General features: G+C 60.7%; 19 protein-coding genes and 2 tRNA genes. 14 read left to right on the plus strand and 7 right to left on the minus strand.

Annotated elements, in window-relative coordinates; all coding sequences use genetic code 11:
• Nucleotides 1-97: 97 nt before the first annotated feature.
• The 3 genes from CYD26_RS08375 (at nt 98) to CYD26_RS08385 (ending at nt 4753) form a co-directional block, all read left to right on the plus strand.
• Complete coding sequence (locus tag CYD26_RS08375) at nt 98-1285, plus strand: ATP phosphoribosyltransferase regulatory subunit (protein ID WP_099773413.1); 1188 nt, start codon at nt 98-100, stop codon at nt 1283-1285.
• A 54-nt stretch (nt 1286-1339) separates the two neighbouring features.
• Nucleotides 1340-2632 (plus strand): adenylosuccinate synthase, encoded by a 1293-nt coding sequence (locus CYD26_RS08380; protein ID WP_065758761.1) that lies wholly within the window; start codon nt 1340-1342, stop codon nt 2630-2632.
• Between the two features lie 186 nt (nt 2633-2818).
• Complete coding sequence (locus tag CYD26_RS08385; RefSeq protein WP_065758762.1) at nt 2819-4753, plus strand: methyl-accepting chemotaxis protein; 1935 nt, start codon at nt 2819-2821, stop codon at nt 4751-4753.
• A gap of 45 nt (nt 4754-4798) precedes the next feature.
• Here the strand turns inward: CYD26_RS08385 and CYD26_RS08390 are convergent, their stop codons facing one another.
• From CYD26_RS08390 to CYD26_RS08405, 4 genes are all read right to left on the minus strand, one after another.
• Nucleotides 4799-6364, minus strand: a complete 1566-nt coding sequence (locus tag CYD26_RS08390) for an iron ABC transporter permease (protein WP_102052362.1) — start codon at nt 6362-6364, stop codon at nt 4799-4801.
• Complete coding sequence (locus CYD26_RS08395) at nt 6364-7377, minus strand: extracellular solute-binding protein (RefSeq protein WP_102052363.1); 1014 nt, start codon at nt 7375-7377, stop codon at nt 6364-6366. The genes CYD26_RS08390 and CYD26_RS08395 overlap by 1 nt, the downstream gene beginning before the upstream one ends.
• A gap of 205 nt (nt 7378-7582) precedes the next feature.
• Nucleotides 7583-7669, minus strand: a tRNA-Leu gene (locus CYD26_RS08400).
• Nucleotides 7670-7750: 81 nt separating this feature from the next.
• Nucleotides 7751-7837 (minus strand) — tRNA-Leu (locus tag CYD26_RS08405).
• Between the two features lie 266 nt (nt 7838-8103).
• Here CYD26_RS08405 and rnr point away from each other — a divergent pair.
• The 10 genes from rnr (at nt 8104) to CYD26_RS08455 (ending at nt 21169) form a co-directional block, all read left to right on the plus strand.
• A complete protein-coding gene (gene rnr / locus CYD26_RS08410) occupies nt 8104-10674 on the plus strand; it encodes a ribonuclease R (protein WP_102052364.1) in 2571 nt (856 codons plus the stop codon).
• Nucleotides 10671-11411: a 23S rRNA (guanosine(2251)-2'-O)-methyltransferase RlmB gene (gene rlmB, locus CYD26_RS08415; protein ID WP_102052365.1), complete on the plus strand. Its 741-nt coding sequence runs from the start codon at nt 10671-10673 to the stop codon at nt 11409-11411. Before rnr ends, rlmB begins: the two co-directional genes overlap by 4 nt.
• Nucleotides 11412-11673: 262 nt before the next feature.
• Entirely contained in the window at nt 11674-12099 is a 426-nt protein-coding gene (gene rpsF, locus CYD26_RS08420; protein WP_065757891.1) for a 30S ribosomal protein S6, read from the plus strand.
• A 28-nt stretch (nt 12100-12127) separates the two neighbouring features.
• Nucleotides 12128-12358: a 30S ribosomal protein S18 gene (rpsR, locus tag CYD26_RS08425; RefSeq protein ID WP_065757892.1), complete on the plus strand. Its 231-nt coding sequence runs from the start codon at nt 12128-12130 to the stop codon at nt 12356-12358.
• A gap of 36 nt (nt 12359-12394) precedes the next feature.
• Nucleotides 12395-13294, plus strand: a complete 900-nt coding sequence (locus CYD26_RS08430) for a hypothetical protein (protein WP_065757893.1) — start codon at nt 12395-12397, stop codon at nt 13292-13294.
• A 21-nt stretch (nt 13295-13315) separates the two neighbouring features.
• Entirely contained in the window at nt 13316-13762 is a 447-nt protein-coding gene (rplI, locus tag CYD26_RS08435; protein WP_065757894.1) for a 50S ribosomal protein L9, read from the plus strand.
• A gap of 110 nt (nt 13763-13872) precedes the next feature.
• Nucleotides 13873-15270 (plus strand): replicative DNA helicase, encoded by a 1398-nt coding sequence (gene dnaB, locus CYD26_RS08440; RefSeq protein WP_065757973.1) that lies wholly within the window; start codon nt 13873-13875, stop codon nt 15268-15270.
• Nucleotides 15271-15371: 101 nt separating this feature from the next.
• Nucleotides 15372-17669 (plus strand): YgiQ family radical SAM protein, encoded by a 2298-nt coding sequence (locus CYD26_RS08445; protein WP_065757895.1) that lies wholly within the window; start codon nt 15372-15374, stop codon nt 17667-17669.
• 156 nt (nt 17670-17825) lie between these two features.
• Nucleotides 17826-20279 carry a circularly permuted type 2 ATP-grasp protein gene (locus tag CYD26_RS08450; protein WP_102052366.1) on the plus strand — a complete coding sequence of 818 codons (2454 nt, stop codon included), beginning with the start codon at nt 17826-17828 and terminating at the stop codon, nt 20277-20279.
• Nucleotides 20279-21169: a transglutaminase family protein gene (locus tag CYD26_RS08455; protein WP_065757897.1), complete on the plus strand. Its 891-nt coding sequence runs from the start codon at nt 20279-20281 to the stop codon at nt 21167-21169. The genes CYD26_RS08450 and CYD26_RS08455 overlap by 1 nt, the downstream gene beginning before the upstream one ends.
• A 2-nt stretch (nt 21170-21171) precedes the next feature.
• Here CYD26_RS08455 and CYD26_RS08460 read toward each other — a convergent pair whose 3' ends face one another.
• Nucleotides 21172-21759, minus strand: coding sequence for a TIGR00730 family Rossman fold protein (locus CYD26_RS08460; protein ID WP_102052385.1), 588 nt, complete (start codon nt 21757-21759; stop codon nt 21172-21174).
• A gap of 349 nt (nt 21760-22108) precedes the next feature.
• Here CYD26_RS08460 and azu point away from each other — a divergent pair, with 349 nt between their 5' ends.
• Nucleotides 22109-22555, plus strand: a complete 447-nt coding sequence (gene azu, locus CYD26_RS08465; protein WP_102052367.1) for an azurin — start codon at nt 22109-22111, stop codon at nt 22553-22555.
• An 87-nt stretch (nt 22556-22642) separates the two neighbouring features.
• On the opposite strand, the gene nadE is transcribed toward azu, so the two are convergent.
• Together nadE and pncB are read right to left on the minus strand one after the other, a co-directional pair.
• Nucleotides 22643-23470, minus strand: coding sequence for an ammonia-dependent NAD(+) synthetase (gene nadE / locus CYD26_RS08470; RefSeq protein WP_065757899.1), 828 nt, complete (start codon nt 23468-23470; stop codon nt 22643-22645).
• 3 nt (nt 23471-23473) lie between these two features.
• The gene (pncB, locus tag CYD26_RS08475) at nt 23474-24679 is read right to left on the minus strand and encodes a nicotinate phosphoribosyltransferase (RefSeq protein WP_065757900.1); all 1206 of its coding nucleotides are present in this window, start codon (nt 24677-24679) and stop codon (nt 23474-23476) included.
• Nucleotides 24680-24809 lie beyond the last annotated feature (130 nt).

Below are 24809 nucleotides of genomic sequence, written 5' to 3' on the forward strand. Positions count from 1 at the left end.
CCGGCTTGAAGCGCCTGTACAGGCGGCGTCAGGCGATACCTGCTTCACTCAAGGCGGGCCTGCGGACAGGCCGTCGGGACCCAAGGGGAATGGCGTAATGGCAACGGTAGACCGCTGGCTGCTGCCAGATGGCATCGAAGAAGTACTGCCACCGGAAGCGGCGCGCATCGAAATCGCGCGTCGTCAGGTGTTGGATCTGTTCCAGAGCTGGGGCTACGAGTTTGTCGTAACCCCTCATATCGAGTACCTGGAATCGCTGCTTACCGGTGCCGGCCAGGACCTGGACCTGCGTACCTTCAAGGTCGTCGACCCACAATCCGGTCGGCAGATGGGCTTCCGTGCCGACATCACGCCGCAGGTGGCGCGTATCGACGCGCACACCCTGCGTCGTGAGGGCCCAAACCGACTGTGCTATGCCGGCAGCGTGCTGCATGCGTTGCCTCGGGCGCTTTCGACCTCGCGCAGCCCGATTCAGCTGGGCGCCGAGCTGTATGGCGATGCCAGCCCGGTCAGCGACGTCGAGGTGATCAGCCTCATGCTCGCAACGCTGCAACTGGCTGACGTGGCGGACGTCCACATGGACCTCGGGCATGTCGGTATCTACCGCGGCCTGGCGCGTGCCGCCGGGTTGTCCGGTGCGGTTGAGCAGCAGTTGTTCGACGCACTGCAGCGCAAGGCCGTCGACGAAGTTGAAGCACTCACGGCAAACCTTCCGGCAGAGCTGGGCGGCATGCTGCGCGCCCTGACCGAATTGTGCGGCGGGCGAGAAGTGCTGGAAGCGGCGCGTGTGCGCCTGGGGCGTGCACCTGCAGCGGTACTGGCTGCGCTGGATGATCTGCTGGCGATTGCCGAGCGCTTGTCCGCGCGTTATCCAGACCTGCCGCTGTATTTCGACCTGGGTGAGTTGCGTGGTTATCACTACCACACCGGCGTCGTGTTCGCCGTGTTCGTTCCGGGTGTCGGTCAGTCGATCGCCCAGGGCGGCCGCTACGATGATATCGGCGCGGATTTCGGTCGGGCGCGCCCGGCCACCGGTTTCTCTACGGATTTGAAGACCCTGGTCACACTGGGGCGAGCTGAAGTCGTGTTGCCGTCTGGCGGGATCTGGATGCCCGACAGCAGCGATGCCGCGCTTTGGCAACAGGTCTGCCAGTTGCGTAGCGAAGGTCAGCGTGTGGTTCAGGCATTGCCTGGGCAACCGTTGTCCGCCGCCCGCGAGGCAGATTGTGATCGGCAATTGATTCAGCAAAACGGGCTTTGGCAGGTTCTGCCACTGGCCATTTGAGTTTTCCCGCCGGCGATGCCCGGCGCCAAGTTTGCGCGAATGAGGACAAGTGTTATGGGTAAGAATGTCGTAGTCCTGGGCACCCAGTGGGGTGATGAGGGCAAAGGCAAGATCGTCGATCTGCTGACCGAACATGCTGCCGCCGTAGTGCGCTACCAAGGCGGTCACAACGCCGGTCACACCTTGGTGATCGACGGCGAGAAGACCGTGCTGCACCTGATTCCATCGGGCGTACTGCGCGAAGGCGTGCAGTGCCTGATCGGCAACGGCGTGGTGGTTGCACCAGACGCCCTGCTGCGTGAAATCACCAAGCTGGAAGAAAAAGGTGTACCGGTGCGTGAGCGCCTGCGCATCAGCCCATCCTGCCCGCTGATCCTGTCCTACCATGTAGCGCTGGACCAGGCCCGTGAAAAGGCCCGTGGCGAGCTGAAGATCGGCACCACTGGTCGTGGTATCGGCCCGGCCTACGAAGACAAGGTTGCCCGTCGCGGCCTGCGTATTGGTGACCTGTTCCACCGTGAGCGTTTCGCTGCCAAGCTCGGCGAGCTGCTGGACTACCACAACTTCGTGCTGGTCAATTACTACAAAGAGCCTGCGATCGACTTCCAGAAGACCCTGGACGAGTGCATGGCCTTTGCAGAAGAGCTGAAGCCGATGATGCTCGACGTCACTGCCGAGCTGCATGCTCTGCGTCGCGACGGCAAGGACATCATGTTCGAAGGTGCCCAGGGTTCGCTGCTGGACATCGACCATGGCACCTACCCGTATGTCACCAGCTCGAACACTACTGCTGGCGGTATCGCCACCGGCTCCGGTTTTGGCCCGATGTACCTGGACTACATCCTGGGTATCACCAAGGCCTACACCACTCGCGTTGGCTCCGGTCCATTCCCGACCGAACTGTTCGACGACGTTGGTGCTTTCCTGGCCAAGCGTGGCCATGAGTTCGGTGCTACCACCGGCCGTGCCCGCCGTTGTGGCTGGTTCGACGCCGTGATCCTGCGTCGCGCCATCGAGATCAACAGCATCTCCGGCCTGTGCCTGACCAAGCTGGACGTCCTCGACGGCCTGGAAACCATCCGTATCTGCGTTGGCTACAAGAACGAGAACGGTGCCGTTATCGATGCACCGACCGATGCCGACAGCTACATCGGCCTGGAGCCGGTCTACGAAGAAATGCCGGGCTGGAGCGAGTCGACCCTGGGTGCCAAGACCCTGGAAGAACTGCCGGCCAACGCCCGTGCCTACATCAAGCGTGTGGAAGAGCTGGTCGGCGCGCCGATCGACATCATCTCCACCGGCCCGGACCGCAACGAGACCATCGTGCTGCGTCATCCGTTTGCCTGATACGTTTGCGTTAAACACAAACCCCCGCTTTTTAGCGGGGGTTTTTTTTAAGCCAAAGACTGGTGCTGATCCCACAGGAAGCGCAGTGCTCAGGCATTTTATCGGGAGTGCGGCATGGGGATTGCTAAGAGAACCGTTACAGGTGAGCCATCATTTTAATGGCGCCAGAAAGTAGAGGGTTCTTTCGTGTCAGCCGTTCTCTCACTGTTACGAAGCCGCCTGTTGCGGCCTGTCTTTGTTGCCCTTGGTATCGCTCTTTTGGTGCAAGTGCTGGTAGCGGTAGCGCTTACCCGGAGCACGGTGACCACGCTTGAAGCGGATTTGGGTAATCGTTTGGGGGTCGACAGTCAGAAATTGTCGGCTGAATTGGAGCGTGCGGAGCAGGAGGTCAGCTCCGGTCTGGACAGCCTTTCGGCCAGTACACGTCAGCGCCTGACGGGCGGGCTCTCGGCTCGCCTGGAAAGCGAGCAGGCGCAGTTACGAGCCACCCTGGAAAAAAACCTCAAGGACTCGGCCAATGACATGGCTGAGTTGCTGGCCTCTGTGGCGCCAAGAGCGATGTGGGACAACGATGTGCCGACCCTGTCGGAGTTCTCGCGACGGGCCCAGCGCAATCCCAATGTGCTCTTTGTGGTCTACGACGATGCTCAGGGTCAGCACTTGACTCGTTACCTGAACCGGCAAAACCCGATCAACCAGGCCTTGCTGGAAAAGGGTGAGGGAGAGCGGGCGCTGGACAAGGTGGTCAATGCTGCGCGCAACGATCCGTCGGTGTACTTCGTCGAGGCGCCGATCAACCCTAATGGTGTCGAGATCGGCAAAGTGCTCATGGGGGTATCCACGTCGTCAGTCGAACACGAACTGCAGGCCTTGGATCAGCGCTTCGCGGCGTTGATCGCCAGCGGTGATCAATTGGTGGGTGAGAGCCTGATGGGGGCTGCGGCAGACAGCACCAAGGCCTTGCGTGCGCGTTTGGAGGCGGCTCAGGCCAGTGCTGCAGGCATGCAGGCGAACACCTCGCAGAGCGTTCAGGAAGCCGCTGCTACGTTGCGCTGGAACATTGGTCTGGGGCTGGCGTTGGTCGGTCTTGGCGTGCTCCTGGTTGTGGCGGTGGTGCTGGGCCATCGGGTCGTCAGCAAGTTGCGTTTGCTCATTGCCGCGCTTAACGACTTGGCCGCTGGCGAGGGTGATCTGACCAAACGTGTGCCGATTGATAGCCGTGACGAAATTGGTGACATGGCGACGGCGGTCAACCGCTTTGTCGACAAGTTACAGCCGATTGTTCGCGAAGCCGGTGAAGTGGCACAGCGTACGGGCATCGAAATCGGTGTCATGGCCCAGCACAATGCCGGCGCCGATGCGGCGGCCGAGTTGCAGCGTGATGAAGTGGCCGAAAGCCTGCGTGCCTTGTCGGCCATGGCTGATGAGGCGCAGAACGAAAGTCAGGTAATGCAGTCTGCCCTGCAACAGGTTGTGGACATTCGCCAGGCCACGGATGAAGGCAGCCGTACCTCGGCTCAGGTGGCCGGCCTGATCGAAGCCTTGGCCGGGCAGGTGCAGACCGGCTCGAAAGTGATCGAGCGACTGGCTGAGCAGAGCGAGCAGATTGAAGTGGTGTTGACGGTGATTCACGGTATTGCCGAGCAGACCAACCTGCTTGCGCTTAATGCGGCCATCGAGGCGGCTCGTGCGGGTGAAACAGGCCGGGGCTTTGCCGTGGTCGCGGATGAGGTGCGCGCGCTGGCCAGCAAGACTCAGAGCTCAACGGGTGATATTCAAGCGCACATCGGGGCCTTGCAGCAGGGGGCGCGGGAGGCCGTTGCGGCGATCAGCCAGGCTGGGCGTCAAGCCAGCGAGGGGTTGCTGGTGCTGCGTGACAATGCGCGGGTACAGCAGGCCGTGCAGGCCTCGGTCGAGCAGGTGCATGCGGCCATCGGTATGGCAACCCGTGCGGCTGAGGAGCAGGCCAGGGGGGCGCAGGCAGTACGTGGTCGAGTGGAAACCATTCATGAGCAAGCTGAGCGCGCTGCCAGGGTGGTTCAGCAAACGACGGCCAGCAGTAAAGTGCTGGACGATCTGGCGGCTCAGCTCAAGGCCAGCCTGGGGCAGTTCCGCGCCTGAACCGCTGATCGACAGCCGCTGATTGATCAGCGGCTGTCGTCAGTGTCAGGCCCGGTTCAGGTACATGCGTGTGGTCAGCAGATACACCGGCAGGCCCGAGACAAGGATCAACAGGGCTGCATAGGGCGCTGCTGCCGCAAACTCGACGTTGGCGGTGTGTGCCCATACCTCGGTAGCCAACGTGGTCATGCCTGTCGGGCTGAGCAGCAGGGTTGCCGTGAGCTCTTTCATGGCATCCAGAAAGACCAGCGCAAAAGCTGCTGCCAGTGCCGGGAAGATGATCGGCAGGGTCACCCGGCAGAAGGCGCCAAACGACGTTGCGCCAAGGGTGCGTGCTGCCTCTTCCAGTTGCGGGGAGGCCTTGTTCAGTGCTGTGCGCACCGGCGCCTGGGCCAGTGGCAGGAATAGCAGGGCATAGGCCAGCAGTAACAGCCCGGTGGTCTGGTACAGCGCGGGCACGTAGTGCAGCGCGAAGTACACCAGCGTCAGGGCAATCACCAGCCCCGGCAGGGCATGCAACAAGTACGGCAGGCGCTCAGCCCAGAGTGCCAGGCGTCCCTTGTAGCGCACCACCAGGAAGCTCACTGGCAGCGCCAGCAGCAGGCTTACCCCGGCACCGCCCAGCGATAGCGACAATGAGGAGACCAGTGCCCGGCTGATATCGGCGACCGGGAAGGCTGCCGAAGAGCCGACACTGAGCCAGTACGCGAGCATGCCCAGCGGAATGCCGCTGCCCAGTAACATCAGTATCAGGCAGAACAGCTGTGCGATGGGCGTCCACGCACGCAGGCGCACGGGAGCCGCGCGACGTGCTACGCCTTGGCCGATACGTACATGGCGTGCCTTGCCGCGCACCCTCAACTCTAGCCATAGCATCAGCAGGCACATGAACAGCAGCACGGCTGACAGCATGGCTGCATTGGCATTGCTGAACTCCAGCTCGAATTGCTGGTAAATCGCCGTGGTGAAGGTTTGTAGCCCGAGGATCGACAGGGCGCCGAACTCCACCAGCATGTGCAGGGCGATCAGCAGGCTGCCGCCGAGAATCGACGGCCAGAGCAGTGGCAGGGTGATTCTGAAGAACACTCCCCAGCGATTCTGGCCCAGGGTGCGTGCCGACTCCTCCAGGGAGGTGTCGAGGTTGCGCAGTGTTGCGGCCACCGGCAGGAATACCAAGGGGTACTTGGACAGCGCCATCACCAGAATCGCCCCGCCCAGCCCTTCGAAACGCGGGCTCAGGGATACCCAGGTAAAGCCGCTGACAAACGCGGGCACGGCAAATGGCAGGCACAGGACGACGCCCCACAGGCGCTTTCCCGGCAAGTCGCTGCGTTCCAGCAGCCAAGCCAGCGCCAGGCCGAGTATCGCGCACGCAAGCGTAACGCCGACCATCAGCAGCAGCGTGTTGCGCATCAGGCCCCATACAAAGGGTCGCCAGAGCAGGCGCAAGGCTTCGTGCAGCCCGGCCTGCCAGGCCTTGAGCCCAACATACAGCAACGGCAGCAGGCTGAGCCCGACCAGCAGCAGAACCGGTAGCACCACCCAGATCGAGGGGCGCTTTCGTCGCGGTACATAGGCGGCGGAGGCCGCCAAGGGCAGGGCGGCGCTCATCAGAGCAGGCCAACTTCGCGTTCGAGTTCCAGTGCTTCCTCGGCGTTACCCAGATCGGCCGGGGTGATTTTCGGTGGACGCAGGTCTTCGAATGGCTTCAGGCCCTGATCAGAGACCATGCCTTTGTGCAGCGGGTATTCGGCTGTGGTTTGCGTGATCACCCGTTGGCCTTCTTCACTGGCCATCCAGGCCAGCAGCGCCTGGGCTTCCTGTGGGTGCTTGCTGGCCTTGACCGCTGCCGCGCTGGAGATGGTCACCAGGCCGCCGGCATCGCCATCGGCAAGGTAGTAGAGCTTCGAATCGAGCTGGCCGCGCTCTTTTTTCAGGGCGTACCAATAGTAGTTGTTGACCAGTACCGCGGCGACTTCACCATTTTCCACGGCTTTGAGCGCGACCATGTTGTTGGTGTAAGTCTTGCCGAAGGCTTTCAGGCCGGTCAGCCATTCCTCGGCGGCTTCGCGGCCGTGGAGCTTGAGGATTGCAACGGCCTGTTCCTGGAAGGCGCCGCTGGTAGGGACGAAACCGATCTTGCCGTCCCATTCCGGGTTGGCGAAATCCATGACCGAAGGCGGCAGCGACTTTTCGTCGATCACTTTGGGGTTGAAGGCGACGACGCGCGTACGTGCGGTTACACCCATCCAGGTGCCATTGTTGGCAACGTATTCCTTGGGCAGAACCTGCAAGGTTGCATCGTCGATCTTGGCCAGCAGGCCGAGTTCACCCAGGTTGTTCAGGGGGGGCGACTCTTCGGTGTAGATGACGTCGGCGGGTGAGCGATCGCCTTCCTCGATGATCTGGCTGGCCAGCTGGTTGCTGCTGCCCTTGCGGATATTGATGTGAATGCCGGTCTTGGCCTCGTAGGCTTTGGCGATGGCTTCACCGATTTCCTTGTGTTGGCCGTTGTACAGGGTCAGCGACACGGGGTCGGCGGCCATGGCCGGAGGGGTGCCCAGTGCCAGTGTGAACAGGGAGGCGGCCAGGCCGAGCAAAATCGGTTTGATGCGAATCGTCATGCGGGTACTTCCTCGCTTACGGGTACAAATCTGGAAACAATAATAAACGATATTGTTTCTCAAGTACGCCTGTGAGGAAAAATTCATGAGCAGGCTATCGTTGCCATTTGCCTTTACTGAGAGGGAGGGGGCGTAGCTGCAGGTGGGGGATAAGTACTTTTCGCGAGGCATAAAAAAACCCGCTTTCGCGGGTTTCTTTAGAATATGGTGCCCAGAAGAAGACTCGAACTTCCACGACCGTAAGGTCACCAGCACCTGAAGCTGGCGTGTCTACCAATTTCACCATCTGGGCAAAAGTAAAGCGTTGGAGCAAGAAACGGTGTAGCGTGTTGCATAAATTCCAGAGGCGTTACGCTAATCTGAAATTTGAAATTGGTGCCCAGAAGAAGACTCGAACTTCCACGACCGTAAGGTCACCAGCACCTGAAGCTGGCGTGTCTACCAATTTCACCATCTGGGCATTTCGTTAAGGTCACATGATGCTTCACATCACGTTGCTTCTCAACTATAACGACGGTGTCCGTCGCTGTGGTGCGCATAATACGGATGCTCAAAACGGCTGTAAAGCCCTGTTTGGAAAAAATCTTAAAAAATTCAAGTTGTTGTCCAATGACAGCACTTATAGCCCCTCACAGGGCTCTGGCGGGGCTGTCCAAGGCCGAAATTTCCGGTTTCAATACGCCTATGCCAAACTAACCCTTATATAGACAAGGTGAACCCCTCCTAATGGCCGATTGGCAGACCCTCGATCCCGAGGCCGCTCGTGAAGCGGAAAAATACGAAAACCCCATCCCCAGCCGTGAGCTGATCCTGCAGCACCTCGCCGAACGAGGCTCGCCGGCTGCCCGTGAGCAGTTGGTGGAGGAGTTTGGCCTGACGACCGAGGACCAGATCGAAGCCCTGCGCCGCCGGTTGCGTGCCATGGAGCGTGATGGTCAGTTGATCTATACCCGGCGCGGCACTTATGCCCCGGTGGACAAGCTGGACCTTATCCTCGGCCGCATCTCCGGCCATCGCGACGGTTTCGGCTTCCTGATCCCGGATGACGGCACTGAAGACCTGTTCCTCAGCCCGGCGCAGATGCGTCTGGTGTTTGACGGTGACCGAGCCCTGGCTCGCGTTTCCGGCGTTGACCGCCGTGGTCGCCGCGAGGGTGTGCTGGTCGAAGTCATCTCCCGTGCCCATGAAAGCATCGTTGGCCGTTACTTCGAGGAAGGCGGCATTGGCTTCGTAACGCCGGATAACCCGAAAATCCAGCAGGAAGTGCTGGTGACCCCGGGGCGCAGTGGCAACGCCAAGATCGGCCAGTTCGTCGAGGTGAAAATCACCCACTGGCCGACACCCCGCTTCCAGCCTCAAGGCGACATCGTCGAAGTCATCGGCAACTACATGGCGCCGGGCATGGAGATCGACGTCGCGCTGCGTAGCTACGACATCCCGCATGTCTGGCCGGAAGCCGTCATCAAGGAAGCCCGCAAGCTCAAGCCGGACGTCGAAGAGAAGGACAAGGAAAAGCGCATTGACCTGCGCCACCTGCCGTTCGTCACCATCGACGGTGAAGACGCCCGCGACTTCGACGATGCGGTCTATTGCGAGAGCCTGGGCAAGCTGCGCCTGTTCTCCGGAGGCTGGCGCCTCTATGTCGCTATCGCCGACGTGTCCAGCTATGTTCGCCTCGGTTCGGCACTGGATGCCGAGGCGCAGGTGCGCGGCAACTCGGTGTACTTCCCCGAGCGCGTCGTGCCGATGCTGCCCGAAGAGCTGTCCAACGGGCTGTGCTCGCTGAACCCGCATGTCGACCGCTTGGCGATGGTCTGTGAAATGACCATCAACAAGTCTGGCCAGATGGTCGACTACCAGTTCTATGAAGCGGTGATCCACTCCCATGCACGCCTGACCTACAACAAGGTCAGCAGCATGCTTGAGCATTCGCGTACGCGTGAGGGCAAAGCCCTGCGTGACGAGTACAGCAACGTGGTGCCGCACCTCAAGCAGCTCTATGCGCTGTACAAGGTGCTGTTGACCGCTCGTCATAGCCGTGGCGCGATTGATTTCGAGACTCAGGAAACCCGGATCATCTTCGGTTCCGAGCGCAAGATCGCGGAAATTCGACCGACTGTGCGCAACGATGCTCACAAGCTGATCGAAGAGTGCATGCTGGCGGCCAACGTTGCCACTGCCGAGTTCCTCAAGAAGCATGAAATTCCGGCCTTGTACCGGGTCCATGACGGTCCGCCACCGGAGCGCCTGGAAAAGCTGCGTGCCTTCCTCGGTGAGCTGGGGCTGTCGCTGCACAAGGGCAAGGATGGTCCGTCGCCGAAGGATTACCAGGCGCTGTTGGCACAAATCGCCGACCGTCCGGACTTCCACCTGATCCAGACCGTCATGCTGCGCTCGCTGAGCCAGGCGGTGTACAGCGCCGATAACCATGGTCACTTCGGCCTGAATTACGAGGCGTATACCCACTTCACCTCGCCGATTCGCCGTTATCCCGACCTGCTGACCCATCGGGCCATCCGCAGCGTGATCCGTTCGCGTCAGGACACCCCGCACGTCAAGCGCGCCGGGGCCATGAGCATTCCGAAGGCACGGATCTACCCGTACGACGAGAACACCCTGGAACAGTTGGGTGAACAGTGCTCGATGAGCGAGCGGCGCGCCGACGAGGCGACCCGCGACGTGGTCAACTGGCTCAAGTGCGAGTACATGAAGGACCGCGTGGGCGAGAGCTTCCCGGGCGTGATCACGGCCGTGACCGGTTTCGGCCTGTTCATCGAACTGACCGACATCTACGTGGAAGGCCTGGTGCATGTCAGTGCCTTGCCGGGCGATTACTACCACTTCGATCCGGTTCACCATCGGTTGTCTGGTGAGCGTACCGGTCGCACGTTCCGCCTGGGCGATACCGTTGAAGTGCGGGTCATGCGTGTCGATCTCGACGAGCGCAAGATCGACTTCGAGATGGCCGAGAAAACCCTCAGCGCGCCGATCGGTCGCAAGCAACGCTCGGGCTCCGAGCCTGCTGCCGAGAAGGCCGCTGCGCCAGCGCCAAGCGCCGAACCGTCGCGTCGCAGCAAGAAAAGCGAGACCGCCGAGGCTTACTTCCCGTCCCATGCGGCGGCGAAGAATGCCGAGGTGCGCAAGAGCCGCGAAATGAAAAAGGCCTTGATGGCCGACGCCAAGGGCAGTCACGCCGCTGGCAAGTCGTCGTCCGGCAAGCCTGCGGCCAAGCCAAGCAAACACCGCAAGGGGCCGCCGAAGTCTGGCGCTGCTCCGCGTAAGAAGGGCAAGTCATGAGTCAGTTGGAAAAAATCTACGGCGTGCATGCCGTAGAGGCCCTGTTGCGCCACCATCCCAAGCGGGTCAAGCAGATCTGGTTGTCTGAAGGGCGCAGCGAACCACGCATCCAGGCGTTGCTGGAGTTGGCCGGGCAGAACCGCGTAGCGGTCGGTCAGGCGGAGCGGCGTGAACTGGATGCCTGGGTCGAGGGCGTTCACCAGGGTGTGGTGGCCGAGGTCAGCCCGAGCCAGGTCTGGGGCGAGAACATGCTCGAGGAACTGCTTGAGCGTACCGAGGGTTCGCCGTTGATCCTGGTGCTCGATGGCGTAACCGACCCGCACAACCTGGGTGCCTGCCTGCGTACCGCCGATGCGGCCGGTGCAACCGCGGTGATCGTGCCCAAGGACAAGTCGGCGACCCTGACGCCTGTCGTGCGCAAGGTGGCCTGTGGTGCCGCCGAGGTTATCCCGCTGATCGCGGTGACCAACCTGGCGCGGACACTGGAAAAGCTCCAGCAGCGTGGCTTGTGGGTCGTTGGCACGGCCGGCGAGGCCGAACAGGAGTTGTATCAGCAGGACATGACCGGCCCGATCGTGCTGGTCATGGGTGCTGAAGGCAAAGGCATGCGTCGCCTGACCCGCGAGCACTGTGACTTCCTGGTGAAATTGCCGATGGCCGGCAGTGTCAGCAGCCTGAATGTCTCGGTGGCTACAGGCGTCTGCCTGTTTGAAGCGGTGCGCCAGCGCCGCGGATGACGGTCTATCAGGGCCCGCGTCTACAGCGATGCTGCAGGCGCGGGCCTTGTCGTTAAGGGCTGTAGAGCGTCGCGCTTCTCTTGCGCAACGTTGTTCAAATAATCACCAATTACCTTGCTTGTCTGCGGGCGCTTCTCTACAATTGCGGCCCTTGTCGTGTTGGCAGGCGCGCATGTGCCTCTTTCCAAGGCAGGACATACAAGTGTCATTCACTCCTTGTCTGACCACTCTGGTGGCAGACTACAACCCGTAAGGAGCATTCATGCGTCATTACGAAATCATCTTTCTGGTCCACCCTGACCAGAGCGAGCAAGTCGGCGGCATGGTTGAGCGTTACACCAAGCTGATCGAAGAAGACGGCGGCAAAATCCACCGTCTGGAAGACTGGGGCCGTCGTCAACTGGCCTACGCAATCAACAATGTTCACAAGGCTCACTACGTGATGCTGAACGTTGAGTGCACCGGCAAGGCCCTGGCCGAGCTGGAAGACAACTTCCGTTACAACGATGCCGTGATCCGTAACCTGGTCATCCGTCGCGACGAAGCCGTTACCGGCCAGTCCGAGATGCTCAAGGCTGAAGAGAACCGCAGTGAGCGCCGTGAGCGTCGCGACCGTCCTGAGCATGCTGACAGCGCCGAAGGCGATGACAGCGACAACAGCGACAACAGCGATAACGCTGACGAGTAATCCACGGACCTTTTGAGGAGCCAATTACATGGCACGTTTCTTCCGTCGTCGTAAATTCTGCCGCTTCACTGCTGAAGAAGTGAAAGAGATCGATTACAAAGATCTCAACACCCTGAAAGCTTATGTATCCGAAACCGGCAAGATCGTTCCAAGCCGTATCACCGGTACCAAAGCTCGTTATCAGCGTCAGCTGGCTACCGCTATCAAGCGCGCCCGCTTCCTGGCCCTGCTGCCCTACACCGACAGCCACGGCCGCTGAGACCGGGTCGTCGACAAGTAGCAAGGGATAGAACGCATGCGCGCCTTGGCTGATTTCATCATGCGCGGTCGCGTGCAGGCCACTTTAGTGGTGGTTGGTTGTGCGGCAATGCCGCTGCTGTTCTGGTTGAGTGCCGCCGCCGGGAGCCTGGTGTTCCTGCGGCGCGGTTTCAGTGACGCCTCCGGTGTCCTCGCCTGGGCTTTGTTGCCCGCGTTGGCCTGGTGGTTCTTCGGTGACCCACGCATCTTGATGGTGCTGTTGGGAACGCTTGGCCTGGCTGCGTTTTTACGCGCTGGGCAGTCCTGGAACAGGGTGCTGTTGATCAGCACTGCCTTGGGGTTGGTGTACGGTGTGGTTCTTGGGTCGGTTTTCCGCGAACCGGTCGAAGCTTTGTCACAAGCGCTTGAGAAAGCCTTGCCGCAAATGCTCGACGGGCTCTACCAGCAGTTGACGGTAGAAGAGCGAGCGCACCTGGGTAGCCTTATCGCGCCAGTTCTCTACGGCCTGATCGCCGCGTTGTTGCAAGCCGTCAGTCTGTTGGCCCTGATGTTGGGTCGCTACTGGCAGGCAGTGTTGTATAACCCGGGTGGCTTCGGTCGCGAGTTTCGCGCCGTCAGACTACCGCTGGTGCCGGCGCTGGTGCTGCTGGCGTGCATGCTGATCGGGCCCAATTTCGGGGCCGGGTTGGCGATGTTGACGCCGATTTGCAGTGTACCGCTGATGTTTGCAGGGGCTGCCCTGTTGCATGGGCTGGTGGCGCAGGGCCGGCTGGCAAGGTTCTGGCTGGTTGGGTTGTACGTGACACTGCTGCTGTTCATGCAGCTGATTTATCCGTTGCTCGTGGTGTTGGCCATTGTCGACAGCCTGATTGATTTTCGCGGCCGCGGGGCACCAAAAAATGGTGCCGACAACGGTTCCGCGAACGGTGAAGGTTAAAAGTTAAGAGGTTATTACCAAATGGAACTGATCCTGCTGGAAAAAATCGCCAACCTGGGCAACCTGGGCGATAAGGTAAATGTTAAGGCTGGTTACGGCCGTAACTACCTGCTGCCGCAAGGCAAGGCCACCGTTGCCAACGCTGCCAACCTGGCTGCGTTCGAGGAGCGTCGCGCCGAGCTGGAAAAACTGGCTGCAGACAAGAAGTCTTCTGCTGAAACCCGCGCTGCCCAACTGGCCGAGCTGGAAGTGACCATCACTGCCACCGCTGGCGACGAAGGCAAGCTGTTCGGTTCGATCGGCACCCACGACATCGCTGATGCCCTGACCGCCTCCGGCGTTGAAGTGGCTAAAGCTGAAGTTCGTCTGCCGAACGGCACCATCCGTAATGTTGGCGAATACGACGTTGCCGTGCACCTGCACAGCGATGTTGAAGCCACCGTTCGCGTGGTTGTTGTCGCAGCCTAAGCTGCACCAATCGGCTGGCACCTCGCGTGTCAGCCGGTTAACATCGGGCACGATCCTGCTAGGCAGGTCGTGCCCTTTGTCTTTTTCGTCTCCCTGATTTCCGTGTGGCCATGAACGAGATATCCGCTCCCGAACAATACGATCTGCAAACCGCTGCCCTGAAGGTGCCGCCGCATTCCATCGAGGCCGAACAGGCTGTGCTCGGTGGCCTGATGCTGGACAACAACGCCTGGGAGCGCGTGCTGGATCAAGTCTCGGATGGCGACTTCTACCGGCATGACCACCGCCTGATCTTCCGTGCGATCTACAAGCTGGCCGATCAGAACACCCCGTTCGATGTGGTAACCCTGCATGAGCAGCTGGATCGGGAAGGTCTGAGCTCCCAGGTGGGTGGGTTGGGTTACCTCGGTGAGCTGGCCAAGAACACGCCATCGGTCGCCAACATCAAGGCCTATGCGCAGATCATTCGTGAGCGGGCGACCCTGCGTCAGCTGATCAGTATCAGCAGCGAGATTGCCGACAGCGCCTTCAACCCGCAGGGTCGCAACGCGGCAGAGATTCTCGACGAAGCCGAACGGCAGATCTTCCAGATCGCCGAAGCGCGTCCAAAGACCGGTGGCCCGGTTGGGGTCAACGAGCTGCTGACCAAGGCCATTGACCGTATTGATACCCTGTTCAACTCCGACAGCGATATCACCGGTATTTCCACGGGTTATACCGACCTGGATGAGAAGACCAGCGGTCTGCAGCCCGCTGACCTGATCATCGTCGCCGGCCGTCCGTCGATGGGTAAGACCACCTTCGCCATGAACCTGGTGGAGAATGCGGTGCTGCGCAGTGACAAGGCGGTACTGGTGTACTCCCTCGAGATGCCAGGCGAATCGCTGATCATGCGTATGCTCTCGTCGCTCGGGCGTATCGACCAGACCAAGATCCGTTCCGGCCAGCTCGATGACGATGACTGGCCGCGCCTGACATCGGCAGTCAACCTGCTCAATGATCGCAAGCTGTTCATCGACGATACGGCCGGTATCAGCCCGTCGGAAATGCGTGCCCGTACCCGTCGTCTGGTGCGCGAGCATGGCGAGATCGGCATGATCATGATCGACTACCTGCAGTTGATGCAGATCCCGGGCTCCAGCGGTGACAACCGTACCAACGAGATCTCCGAGATCTCCCGCTCGCTCAAGGCGCTGGCCAAAGAGTTCAACTGCCCGGTCATCGCACTGTCGCAGCTTAACCGTTCCCTTGAGCAGCGGCCGAACAAGCGCCCGGTGAACTCCGACTTGCGGGAATCCGGAGCGATCGAGCAGGATGCTGACGTGATCATGTTCGTCTACCGCGATGAGGTCTACCATCCGGAAACCGAACACAAAGGCATTGCCGAAATCATTATCGGCAAGCAGCGGAACGGCCCGATCGGCTTTGTCCGGCTGGCGTTCATCGGTAAATATACGCGCTTCGAGAACCTGGCGCCGGGTAGCTACAACTTCGACGACGACGAGTAATTTTCGCAGCGCCAATTCCGAGCTGCAGCGTCGGAATTGGTCAAAATTTGTGCTATAGTCCGCGCCCGCGATTTTCCTGTACTTCAGAACCGGTCACTGACATGCAAGCAGCCAAACCACTTTTCGACTATCCCAAGTACTGGGCCGAATGCTTCGGACCAGCACCGTTCCTGCCGATGAGCAGGGAGGAGATGGATCAGCTCGGCTGGGATTCCTGCGACATCATCATTGTGACCGGTGACGCCTACGTCGATCACCCGTCGTTCGGTATGGCCATCATCGGCCGTCTGCTGGAAGCCCAAGGGTTCCGGGTGGGGATCATTGCTCAGCCGAACTGGCAGTCGAAAGACGACTTCATGAAGCTGGGTGAGCCGAACCTGTTTTTCGGTGTCGCTGCGGGCAACATGGACTCCATGATCAACCGCTACACCGCCGACAAGAAGATCCGTTCCGACGACGCCTATACGCCGGGTGGCCTGGCTGGCAAGCGTCCGGATCGCGCCAGCCTGGTCTACAGCCAGCGCTGCAAGGAAGCCTACAAGCATGTACCGATCGTGCTGGGTGGCATCGAGGCTTCGCTGCGCCGGATCGCGCATTACGACTACTGGCAGGACAAGGTGCGTCATTCGATCCTGATCGACGCCTGTGCCGACATCCTGCTTTACGGCAATGCCGAGCGGGCCATTGTCGAAGTGGCCCAGCGCCTGTCGTACGGCGAGAAAATCGAAACCATTACCGACATTCGTGGCACGGCATTTGTTCGTCGGGACACCCCTGAAGGCTGGTACGAGGTCGACTCCACACGTATCGACCGTCCGGGCAAGATCGACAAGATCATCAACCCGTACGTGAATACCCAGGACACTCAGGCCTGCGCCATCGAGCAAGAAAAAGGCCCGGTTGAAGACCCGAATGAACCGAAGGTCGTCCAGTTGCTGGCGAGCCCGCGGATGACCCGCGACAAGACCGTGATTCGCCTGCCGTCCTTCGAGAAGGTCCGTGGCGACGCGGTGCTCTACGCTCACGCCAACCGAGTCCTGCACCTGGAGACCAACCCAGGCAACGCCCGGGCGCTGGTGCAGAGACACGGTGACGTGGACGTCTGGTTCAACCCTCCGCCCATTCCGATGACCACTGAGGAAATGGACTATGTGTTCGGCATGCCCTATGCGCGCGTGCCGCACCCGGCGTATGGCAAGGAGAAAATCCCGGCCTACGACATGATCCGTTTTTCGGTCAACATCATGCGCGGCTGCTTTGGTGGCTGCACCTTCTGCTCGATCACCGAGCACGAAGGCCGGATTATCCAGAACCGCTCCGAAGAGTCGATCATTCGCGAGATCGAAGAGATTCGCGACAAGGTGCCAGGGTTTACCGGGGTCATCTCCGACCTTGGCGGCCCTACCGCGAACATGTACCGAATCGCCTGCAAGAGCCCGGAAATCGAGTCCGCGTGCCGCAAGCCGTCGTGCGTGTTCCCCGGCATTTGCCCGAACCTGAACACCGACCACTCGTCGTTGATTCAGTTGTACCGCAGTGCGCGTGCCTTGCCGGGTGTGAAGAAGATCCTGATCGCCTCGGGCCTGCGTTATGACCTGGCGGTAGAGTCGCCGGAGTACGTCAAGGAACTGGTGACCCACCACGTTGGCGGTTACCTGAAGATTGCGCCGGAGCACACCGAAGAAGGCCCGCTGAATCAGATGATGAAGCCGGGTATCGGTACCTATGACCGCTTCAAGCGTATGTTCGAGAAATTCTCGAAAGAGGCGGGCAAGGAACAGTACCTGATCCCGTACTTCATTGCGGCGCACCCGGGCACTACCGATGAAGACATGATGAACCTGGCCCTTTGGCTCAAGGGCAATGGTTTCCGTGCCGACCAGGTACAGGCGTTCTATCCGTCGCCAATGGCGTCGGCTACCGCCATGTACCACTCGGGCAAGAACCCGCTGCGCAAGGTCACCTACAAGAGTGACCCGGTCACGATCGTCAAGAGCGAAGCGCAGCGTCGCCTGCACAAGGCATTCCTGCGCTATCACGATCCGAAGGGTTGGCCGATGCTGCGTGAGGCGCTGGAGCGTATGGGCCGTAGCGACCTGATCGGCCCGGGCAAACACCAACTGATCCCGTTGCACCAGCCTGCAACCGACAGCTACCAGAGTGCGCGACGCAAGAACTCGACGCCTGCAGGCAGCCACAAGGTCGCCAAGGATCAAAAGATCCTGACCCAGCACACTGGCCTGCCGCCGCGTGGCAGCGATGGTGGCAAGCCGTGGGACAAGCGCGAAGAGGCCAAGGCGGCAGCGTTCGCCCGTAACCAGGATGCGGCCAAGGCGCGCAAAGACGCCGCCAAGGGCAAAGGCAAGAAGAAGCCGCGTCAGCCGGTACTGCCGCGCTAACCTGGCCTTGGCCCGCGCGCCGGGGTGGTGCGTTGCCCGTGCGGCAAGGCACGATTCTGGTGCGCCGATAGGCTAAGCCGTGCGCAGGCGCGGCGTAGCCGCTCATGGCACAACTCTTGCGCGGTTCAGGGCTGACCTTGGCCCTTGAGCGCTGCCATGCCTGACCAGCCTGACTCCTACCATGAACTGTTGCAGGGCGACGGAGCGGTACGCCCGCACTGGCAGGCGCTGTTCGCGCAGTTGCAGCGCAGCAGCCCCGAGCAGTTGGCGCAGCGTCAGGCGCTGTTGACCCGCCAGCTTCAGGAAAATGGTGTCACCTATAACATCTACGCCGACCCCAAGGGCGCTGATCGCCCGTGGGAGCTGGACCTGTTGCCGCACGTGTTGTCTGCCGAGGAATGGCAGCCACTGGCCGCCGGTATCGCTCAGCGCGCGCGTCTGCTCAATGCGGTACTGGCCGATACCTACGGACCGCAACAGCTGCTGGCCGACGGGCTTTTACCTCCCGAACTGATCTACGGGCACAACAATTTTCTCTGGCCCTGCCAAGGTATCGAAGTGCCTGGCGGAACCTACCTGCATGTCTACGCCGCTGACCTTGCACGCGCGCCGGATGGGCGCTGGTGGATCACTGCAGACCGTACCCAGGCGCCTTCCGGTGCTGGCTATGCCCTTGAGAACCGCACAATTCTTTCGCGGGCCTGGCCGGAGCTCTACCGCAGCCTCCATGTACAGCACCTGGCGGGTTTCTTTCGAACCTTGCAGCAGACCCTCGCCGAGACGGCACCGAGTGAAGGGGAGGCGCCGCTGGTGGTGCTGCTGACCCCCGGGCGATTCAACGAGAGTTACTTCGAACACCTGTATTTGGCGCGGCAACTGGGTTACCCCTTGGTCGAGGGTAGCGACCTGACGGTGCGCGATGCCACCGTGTACCTCAAGACACTGGATGGTTTGCGTCGTGTTCACGGCATTTGGCGGCGTCTTGACGATGACTTCTGCGACCCGCTGGAGTTGCGCACGGATTCGGCATTGGGCGTTCCTGGTTTGCTCGATGCCGTGCGTCAAGGGCGCGTGCTGGTGGCCAATGCCTTGGGCTGCGGTGTGCTGGAGTCACCCGGCCTGCTTGGTTTTTTGCCCGCTATCAATGAGCACCTGTTCGGCGAGGCCTTGAGCCTGCCCTCCGTTGCCAGTTGGTGGTGCGGCGAGCCTCCGGCATTGGCACAGGCGCTGGAGAAACTGCCAGACCTGGTGTTCAAGCCAGCGTTCCCTTCGCAGCGGTTCACGCCTGTGTTGGGAGGCGCACTTGATGCTGAACAGCAGCAGGCGCTGGCGGCGCGTATTGGTGCGCGACCGGCTGTCTATGTTGCCCAAGAGCGGGTGCAGTTGTCTCTGGCGCCGGTCTGGCAGGTCGATCAACGTGCACTGCAATCCCGTTCGGTAGGTATGCGTGTTTACGCCGTGGCCTGTGCCGATGGCTATCGGGTGTTGCCTGGCGGGCTGGTGCGGGTGTCGGCACAGGCCGATGCCGACGTGATCTCGATGCAGCGCGGTGGTGCCAGCAAGGATGCCTGGGTGTTGGGTGAGCAGGCCTGCGCCGGTGAGCAGTGGCGGACGCGGCACAGTATTGGCGTGGCAGACCTGATTCGTCGCGACCCGTACTTGCCCTCGCGGGTGGTGGAAAACCTGTTCTGGTTCGGCCGTTACTGTGAGCGCTGTGATGTGGGGGCGCGCTTGTTGCGCATTCTGTTGACCCGTTACCTGGACGATGACAGTCCACTGGCGCTGGAGGGGGCTGTGGCGTTGGCGGACGGCTTGTCATTACTGCCAGAGGGCGCAAGCCTGCCCGAACGTTTGCGTGCTGCATTGCTGGATGCCGAATGGGGCTTCGGTTTGCGCGCCAACCTGCAGCGCTTGCAGGGCGCAGCCTCTCAGGTGCGCGGCAAGCTCTCACGGGAAAACTGGCAGGCGCTGCAGGAGTTGCAGCGGCAAGCGCGAGTGCTGGAGAACGCGGAGGCGGGCTTCGGTGAGCTGCTGGAAACCCTCGACCGTCTGGTCATGTCGTTGGCGGCGCTGTCGGGCTTCGCCCTGGACGACATGACCCGTGATGAGGGTTGGCGCTTTCTGATGATCGGGCGCCGACTGGAGCGGCTGCAAGCCTTGAGCGACAACCTGGCACTGTTCTTGAGTGGCCCGGCAGTGTTTGATCAGGCCGGGCTGGAGGCCTTGCTGGAGCTGGGCAACAGCAGCATCACTTACCGCTCGCGTTACCTGGAGGTCGCTCAGTTACTGCCGGTGCTCGACCTGCTCGTGCTTGATGAGCAGAACCCGCATGCCCTGTTGTTTCAGCTCAAGCTCACGACGGCCTCGCTCAACCGCCTGCACCGTGACCTCGGTACACCGCTCGAGCCCGAACTGGTTAGCCTGGCTGAACGGTTGCGCCGCTATGACCTGGCGACGGTGCAAGTTGCATCGACGGTCAATGTCGCGCTTGCTGAACTGGTTGGTTTGCTGGAAGGCATTTCTTCGGCATGTGCTCACGTGGCTGAGCGTTTGGCGTTGCGTCACTTTGTGCATGTCGACGATCTTAGCCAGCAGACGGTGTCGATCTGATGAGTGTCCGTTACCAGGTGGTTCATGAAACCCTCTATCGCTACACCAGCCCGGTGTCGTTGGCCCAGCAACTGGTTCATTTGTGGCCGCGCGACTGTGCCTGGCAGCACTGCACTGAGCGGGACATGCAGATCAGCCCGGCGCCGACCCGGCGCAGTGATGCGCTGGACGTCTTTGGCAACCCGTTGACCCGCCTGGCGTTTGATTGCCAGCACGACGAACTGCGCATCGAGACCCGACTGACGCTTTGTGTGTACGCCAGGGCGTTACCGGATCTGGCTCGCTCGCAACCCTGGGAGGCGGTGCGAGAGGCGCTGAGTTACAGCAGTCGACCGTTTTCCGCCGAGCGCCTGGAGGCCTGTCGCTATCGCTTCGAGTCGCCACAGGTGCGGCTCAAGCAACGGTTTGTGGCCTATGCAGATAGTTGCTTCGTGCCGGGGCGTCCATTGCTGTTGGCGGTGCAGGCGTTGATGGAAAAGATCTTCAACGAGTTCACCTTCGATGCAACGGCAACACAGGTTGCCACGCCGCTACTGGAGGTGCTGGAGCGACGTCGTGGTGTATGCCAGGACTTTGCCCACCTGATGCTCGCCTGTCTGCGCTCGCGGGGCCTGGCGGCGCGCTATGTCAGTGGTTACCTATTGACGCGACCGCCACCCGGCCAGCCGCGACTGATCGGTGCCGATGCGTCGCATGCCTGGGTTTCGGTGTTCTGTCCGGAGCAGGGCTGGGTGGATTTTGACCCGACCAACAACCTGCGGCCTGCGTTGGAGCACATCACCTTGGGCTGGGGACGCGACTTTTCCGATGTCTCGCCGCTGCGTGGGGTGATTCTTGGCGGTGGCAGCCATGACCCGGAAGTACGGGTCACGGTCACCCCCTTGGCTTGAAATCAGGCGGGCTGCTGGTCGGCCCACTTGGGTGGCACTACCGGCTTCCAGTGCTCAAGGGCATCGAGCAGGGCGTCAGGCGAGGTGTTTTTCTGTAGCAGCGTGCGGTGTTGTTCACGGACGAAGCCTTCGCTGACCATGTGGTCGAGAAAGCCGGTCAGCTTGTCGTAGAAGCCGTTTACGTCCAGCAAACCGAGTGGTTTGCCGTGGTAACCCAGTTGGCCCCAGGTCCAGACCTCGAACAGTTCTTCGAGTGTACCCAGGCCTCCGGGCAGTGCGATGAAGGCATCACTGAGTTCGGCCATGCGCGCTTTGCGTGCGTGCATACCGTCGACCACTTCCAGGCGGCTCAAGTTGGGGTGGCCGATTTCAGCACTTTTCAGGCGCTCGGGAATGATCCCGACGACCTCGCCACCGGCCGCCAGGGCCGCATCGGCGACGATCCCCATCAGGCCCACGGCACCGCCACCATAAACCAGTGTCAGGCCGCGTTGGGCAATCGCCTGGCCCAGCGCTTCGGCGGCTGCCCGGTAAGCGGGGCTGGCGCCGGTACTGGCACCACAAAACACACAAACGTAACGTAACGACATGGCGCTCTCCTGATCGTTGAGCGCGACAGGGTAAAGCGCCATTGGGTGCCTTCCAAGTGTTGTGTCATTCCGGGCGGGAGAACTCACAGGCGGCGCCGCTGGCGCCACAGGCGTAGGCGGCCAGCAGGCTGCGCATCAGACTATTGAGGGACATTACAATTACTCCTAAGTGAGCGGTTGTTTCATCGTCCAACAAAGGGGCATGATGGGCACGTTGATTGTCTTGATGAGCACCATAGAGCAAATTCACTGCCCGGCTAACGATGCAGCGCTTGACCCATATCACGGGGCTTGCCATGCGTATCGGGCAGTCTGAAGACGATAAAAAACCCTGCCATGGAGATTCACGATGTTTGCCAAACTTGTTGCCGTATCCCTGCTGAGCATTGCCAGCGCCCAGGTCATGGCCGCTGAATGCAAGGTCACGGTCGACTCCACCGATCAGATGTCCTTCAATACCAAGGAAATCGCCATCGACAAGAGCTGCAAGCAGTTCACGGTTGAACTGACCCACTCCGGCAAATTGCCGAAGAACGTCATGGGCCACAACCTGGTGGTGAGCAAGGAGGCCGACATGCAGGCCATCGCTACCGACGGCATCGGCGCCGGTCTCGACAATAACTACCTGAAAGCAGGTGATACCCGGGTTATCGCGCACACCAAAGTCATCGGCGCTGGCGAGAAAGACTCGCTGACGATTGACGTTTCCAAGCTGGCGGCCGGTGAGAAGTACGGTTTCTTCTGCTCGTTCCCAGGTCACATCTCGATGATGAAAGGCACTGTCGTTCTGAAGTAACGCCACTACCGCTGCATCGCGGGCAAGACCCGCTCCCACTTTGTTGGAGCAGGCTTGCCTGCGATGCTGTCAGCGTCTACGTACGTCTTATGGTGCGAACGGCACCACGCGCTTGTGGTGGGTTTTCTCGAAGGTTGTCCGGATGATCTCGAAGGCTTCCTGGCTTACCGGCTCGCCATGCAGGAAGGCATCGATCTCCTGGTAGGTCACCCCGTGGGATGCTTCGTCTGGTTTGCCCGGTGCGAGGTCCTCCAGATCGGCCGTTGGTACTTTTTCGACCAGTGATTCCGGTGCGCCGAAGCTGCGTGCAATTGCCCGTACCTGATTTTTCACCAGGCCGCTGAGCGGTGCCAGGTCGCAGGCGCCGTCGCCGAATTTGGTGAAGAAGCCCATCACTGCTTCAGCGGCATGGTCGGTACCGATCACCAGGCCTTGGCGTGCGCCAGCGATGGTGTACTGGGCGACCATGCGCATGCGCGCCTTGGTGTTGCCGAGGACGAAGTCGACCATGCTTGGCTTGCCCCCTTCCAGTGCCTTGACCTCGGCTGCCAGCGCCTTGACGGCCGGGCCGATGTTCACCGTATGGCACTCGTCAGGCTGAATGAAGTCAATGCAGGCCTGGGCGTCATGTTCATCGTGCTGCACCTGGTAAGGCAGACGCACCGCGATGAACCGGTACTGCTCGTCACCGGTCTTGCTGCGCAGTTCGTTGATTGCACGTTGCGCCAGCAGGGCAGCCGTCAGCGAGTCGACCCCGCCACTGATGCCCAGTACCAGGGTTTTGAGCCCGGCAGCTTGCAGACACTGCTGGATAAAGGCGATGCGTCGGGCCACTTCGGCCTTGAGCGCGGCATCGTCGGCGAACGGCGGCTGCACCTTGAGCTGCTGCGCAATCTCTAGCTGGACGGCTTGCATGGGTTACTCCTTGCTGGGAACTTTGAATACGTGGCGCAGGTAGGCGACGAAGTTCTCGTCGCGGCATTGGATTTTTGCCGCCTCGTCGGAAATCTTGGCGACAGGCTGGCCGTTGCAATCGGTCATTTTAAGCACGATGTTCATCGGCGCCACCCCGGGAATGTCACAGGTCAGGTTTGTGCCGATACCGAAGCTGACATTGATCCGTCCGCGCAGTGCGCGAAAGATCTGCAGCGACTTGGTCAGGTTCAGGCCGTCTGAAAACACCAGTGTCTTGCTCATCGGGTCGATGCCCAGTGTTCGGTAATGGGCGATGGCTTTCTCGGCCCAGAGGATGGGATCGCCCGAATCGTGGCGCAGGCCATCGAACAGCTTGGCGAAGTACAGGTCGAAATCGTTGAGAAAGGCATCCATGGTGATGCAGTCTGTCAGCGCGATCCCCAGTAGCCCGCGGTACTCGCGGACCCAGCAGTCGAGTGCGGCGATCTGGCTGTCGATCAGCCGAGGCCCTAACTGCTGGTGTGCCATGATCCATTCGTGGGCCATGGTTCCCAAGGGTTTGATATCCAGTTTCCGTGCCAGATGCACATTACTGGTGCCGACGAAACGGGCCGGAAAGTCCTCCTTCAATACGCGCACCACTTCTTCCTGAACGCGGTAGGAGAAGCGCCTGCGGGTGCCGAAATCGGCCACCTGCAACTCGGCCAGCTCGTCTGCGCTGGCATTGGCCTTGAGCCAGTCGAATTTGCGGTACAGCTGTTCGCGTGCCTGCTCCAGTTTGACCTGCGGATACCGGTGGCGATTGCGTACTTCGCTGATGATCGCCAGCAACGGGACCTCGAAAAGAATCACGTGCAGCCAGGGGCCGCGCAGGCGCAGGTAGAGCTGGTCGTTCTCTATACCCAATTGCAGGTAGCGCAGGTCGAAACGAAACAGCCCGAGAAAGCGCAGGAAGTCGGGTTTGAGAAAGCTGATCTGCTCAAGGAAGCCCAACTGCCCGTTGCCCAGGCTCAGTTCCGGCAAGCGCTCGATCTGCTCGCGGATCTCTGCCAGGTAGGGGCGTAAGTCTTCACCGTTGCGGCAGCGAAACTCCCATTCGACATCGACGTTCGGGTAGTTATGCAGGACGGCCTGCATCATGGTCAGTTTGTAGAAGTCGGTGTCGAGCAGGTTTTGCACGATGCGATCAGCGAAGGCGCTTTCGCTCATAAAAGGCTCCAGATGGGGCGCAGGATGGGTTCATTGTGCCAGCCTTTTTTCTCTAAAGGCTGGGAAAACCGGTAGCAGGCTATGGGTAACGGTCTGTTGCGGAGCATTGAGCCTCCCTGCGATGGTGCCC

Origin of the sequence: Pseudomonas sp. FFUP_PS_473 (assembly GCF_002858665.1) — a bacterium.
GTDB lineage: Bacteria > Pseudomonadota > Gammaproteobacteria > Pseudomonadales > Pseudomonadaceae > Aquipseudomonas > Aquipseudomonas defluvii.

Excerpts from the sequence above, each read along its gene's own strand:
- CYD26_RS08375 (WP_099773413.1), top strand. The coding sequence starts at position 98 with ATGGCAACGGTAGACCGCTGGCTGCTGCCAGATGGCATCGAAGAAGTA.
- CYD26_RS08380 (WP_065758761.1), top strand. The coding sequence starts at position 1,340 with ATGGGTAAGAATGTCGTAGTCCTGGGCACCCAGTGGGGTGATGAGGGC.
- CYD26_RS08390 (WP_102052362.1), bottom strand. The coding sequence starts at position 6,364 with ATGAGCGCCGCCCTGCCCTTGGCGGCCTCCGCCGCCTATGTACCGCGA.
- CYD26_RS08395 (WP_102052363.1), bottom strand. The coding sequence starts at position 7,377 with ATGACGATTCGCATCAAACCGATTTTGCTCGGCCTGGCCGCCTCCCTG.
- rnr (WP_102052364.1), top strand. The coding sequence starts at position 8,104 with ATGGCCGATTGGCAGACCCTCGATCCCGAGGCCGCTCGTGAAGCGGAA.
- rlmB (WP_102052365.1), top strand. The coding sequence starts at position 10,671 with ATGAGTCAGTTGGAAAAAATCTACGGCGTGCATGCCGTAGAGGCCCTG.
- rpsF (WP_065757891.1), top strand. The coding sequence starts at position 11,674 with ATGCGTCATTACGAAATCATCTTTCTGGTCCACCCTGACCAGAGCGAG.
- rpsR (WP_065757892.1), top strand. The coding sequence starts at position 12,128 with ATGGCACGTTTCTTCCGTCGTCGTAAATTCTGCCGCTTCACTGCTGAA.
- CYD26_RS08430 (WP_065757893.1), top strand. The coding sequence starts at position 12,395 with ATGCGCGCCTTGGCTGATTTCATCATGCGCGGTCGCGTGCAGGCCACT.
- rplI (WP_065757894.1), top strand. The coding sequence starts at position 13,316 with ATGGAACTGATCCTGCTGGAAAAAATCGCCAACCTGGGCAACCTGGGC.
- dnaB (WP_065757973.1), top strand. The coding sequence starts at position 13,873 with ATGAACGAGATATCCGCTCCCGAACAATACGATCTGCAAACCGCTGCC.
- CYD26_RS08445 (WP_065757895.1), top strand. The coding sequence starts at position 15,372 with ATGCAAGCAGCCAAACCACTTTTCGACTATCCCAAGTACTGGGCCGAA.
- CYD26_RS08450 (WP_102052366.1), top strand. The coding sequence starts at position 17,826 with ATGCCTGACCAGCCTGACTCCTACCATGAACTGTTGCAGGGCGACGGA.
- CYD26_RS08455 (WP_065757897.1), top strand. The coding sequence starts at position 20,279 with ATGAGTGTCCGTTACCAGGTGGTTCATGAAACCCTCTATCGCTACACC.
- CYD26_RS08460 (WP_102052385.1), bottom strand. The coding sequence starts at position 21,759 with ATGTCGTTACGTTACGTTTGTGTGTTTTGTGGTGCCAGTACCGGCGCC.
- azu (WP_102052367.1), top strand. The coding sequence starts at position 22,109 with ATGTTTGCCAAACTTGTTGCCGTATCCCTGCTGAGCATTGCCAGCGCC.
- nadE (WP_065757899.1), bottom strand. The coding sequence starts at position 23,470 with ATGCAAGCCGTCCAGCTAGAGATTGCGCAGCAGCTCAAGGTGCAGCCG.
- pncB (WP_065757900.1), bottom strand. The coding sequence starts at position 24,679 with ATGAGCGAAAGCGCCTTCGCTGATCGCATCGTGCAAAACCTGCTCGAC.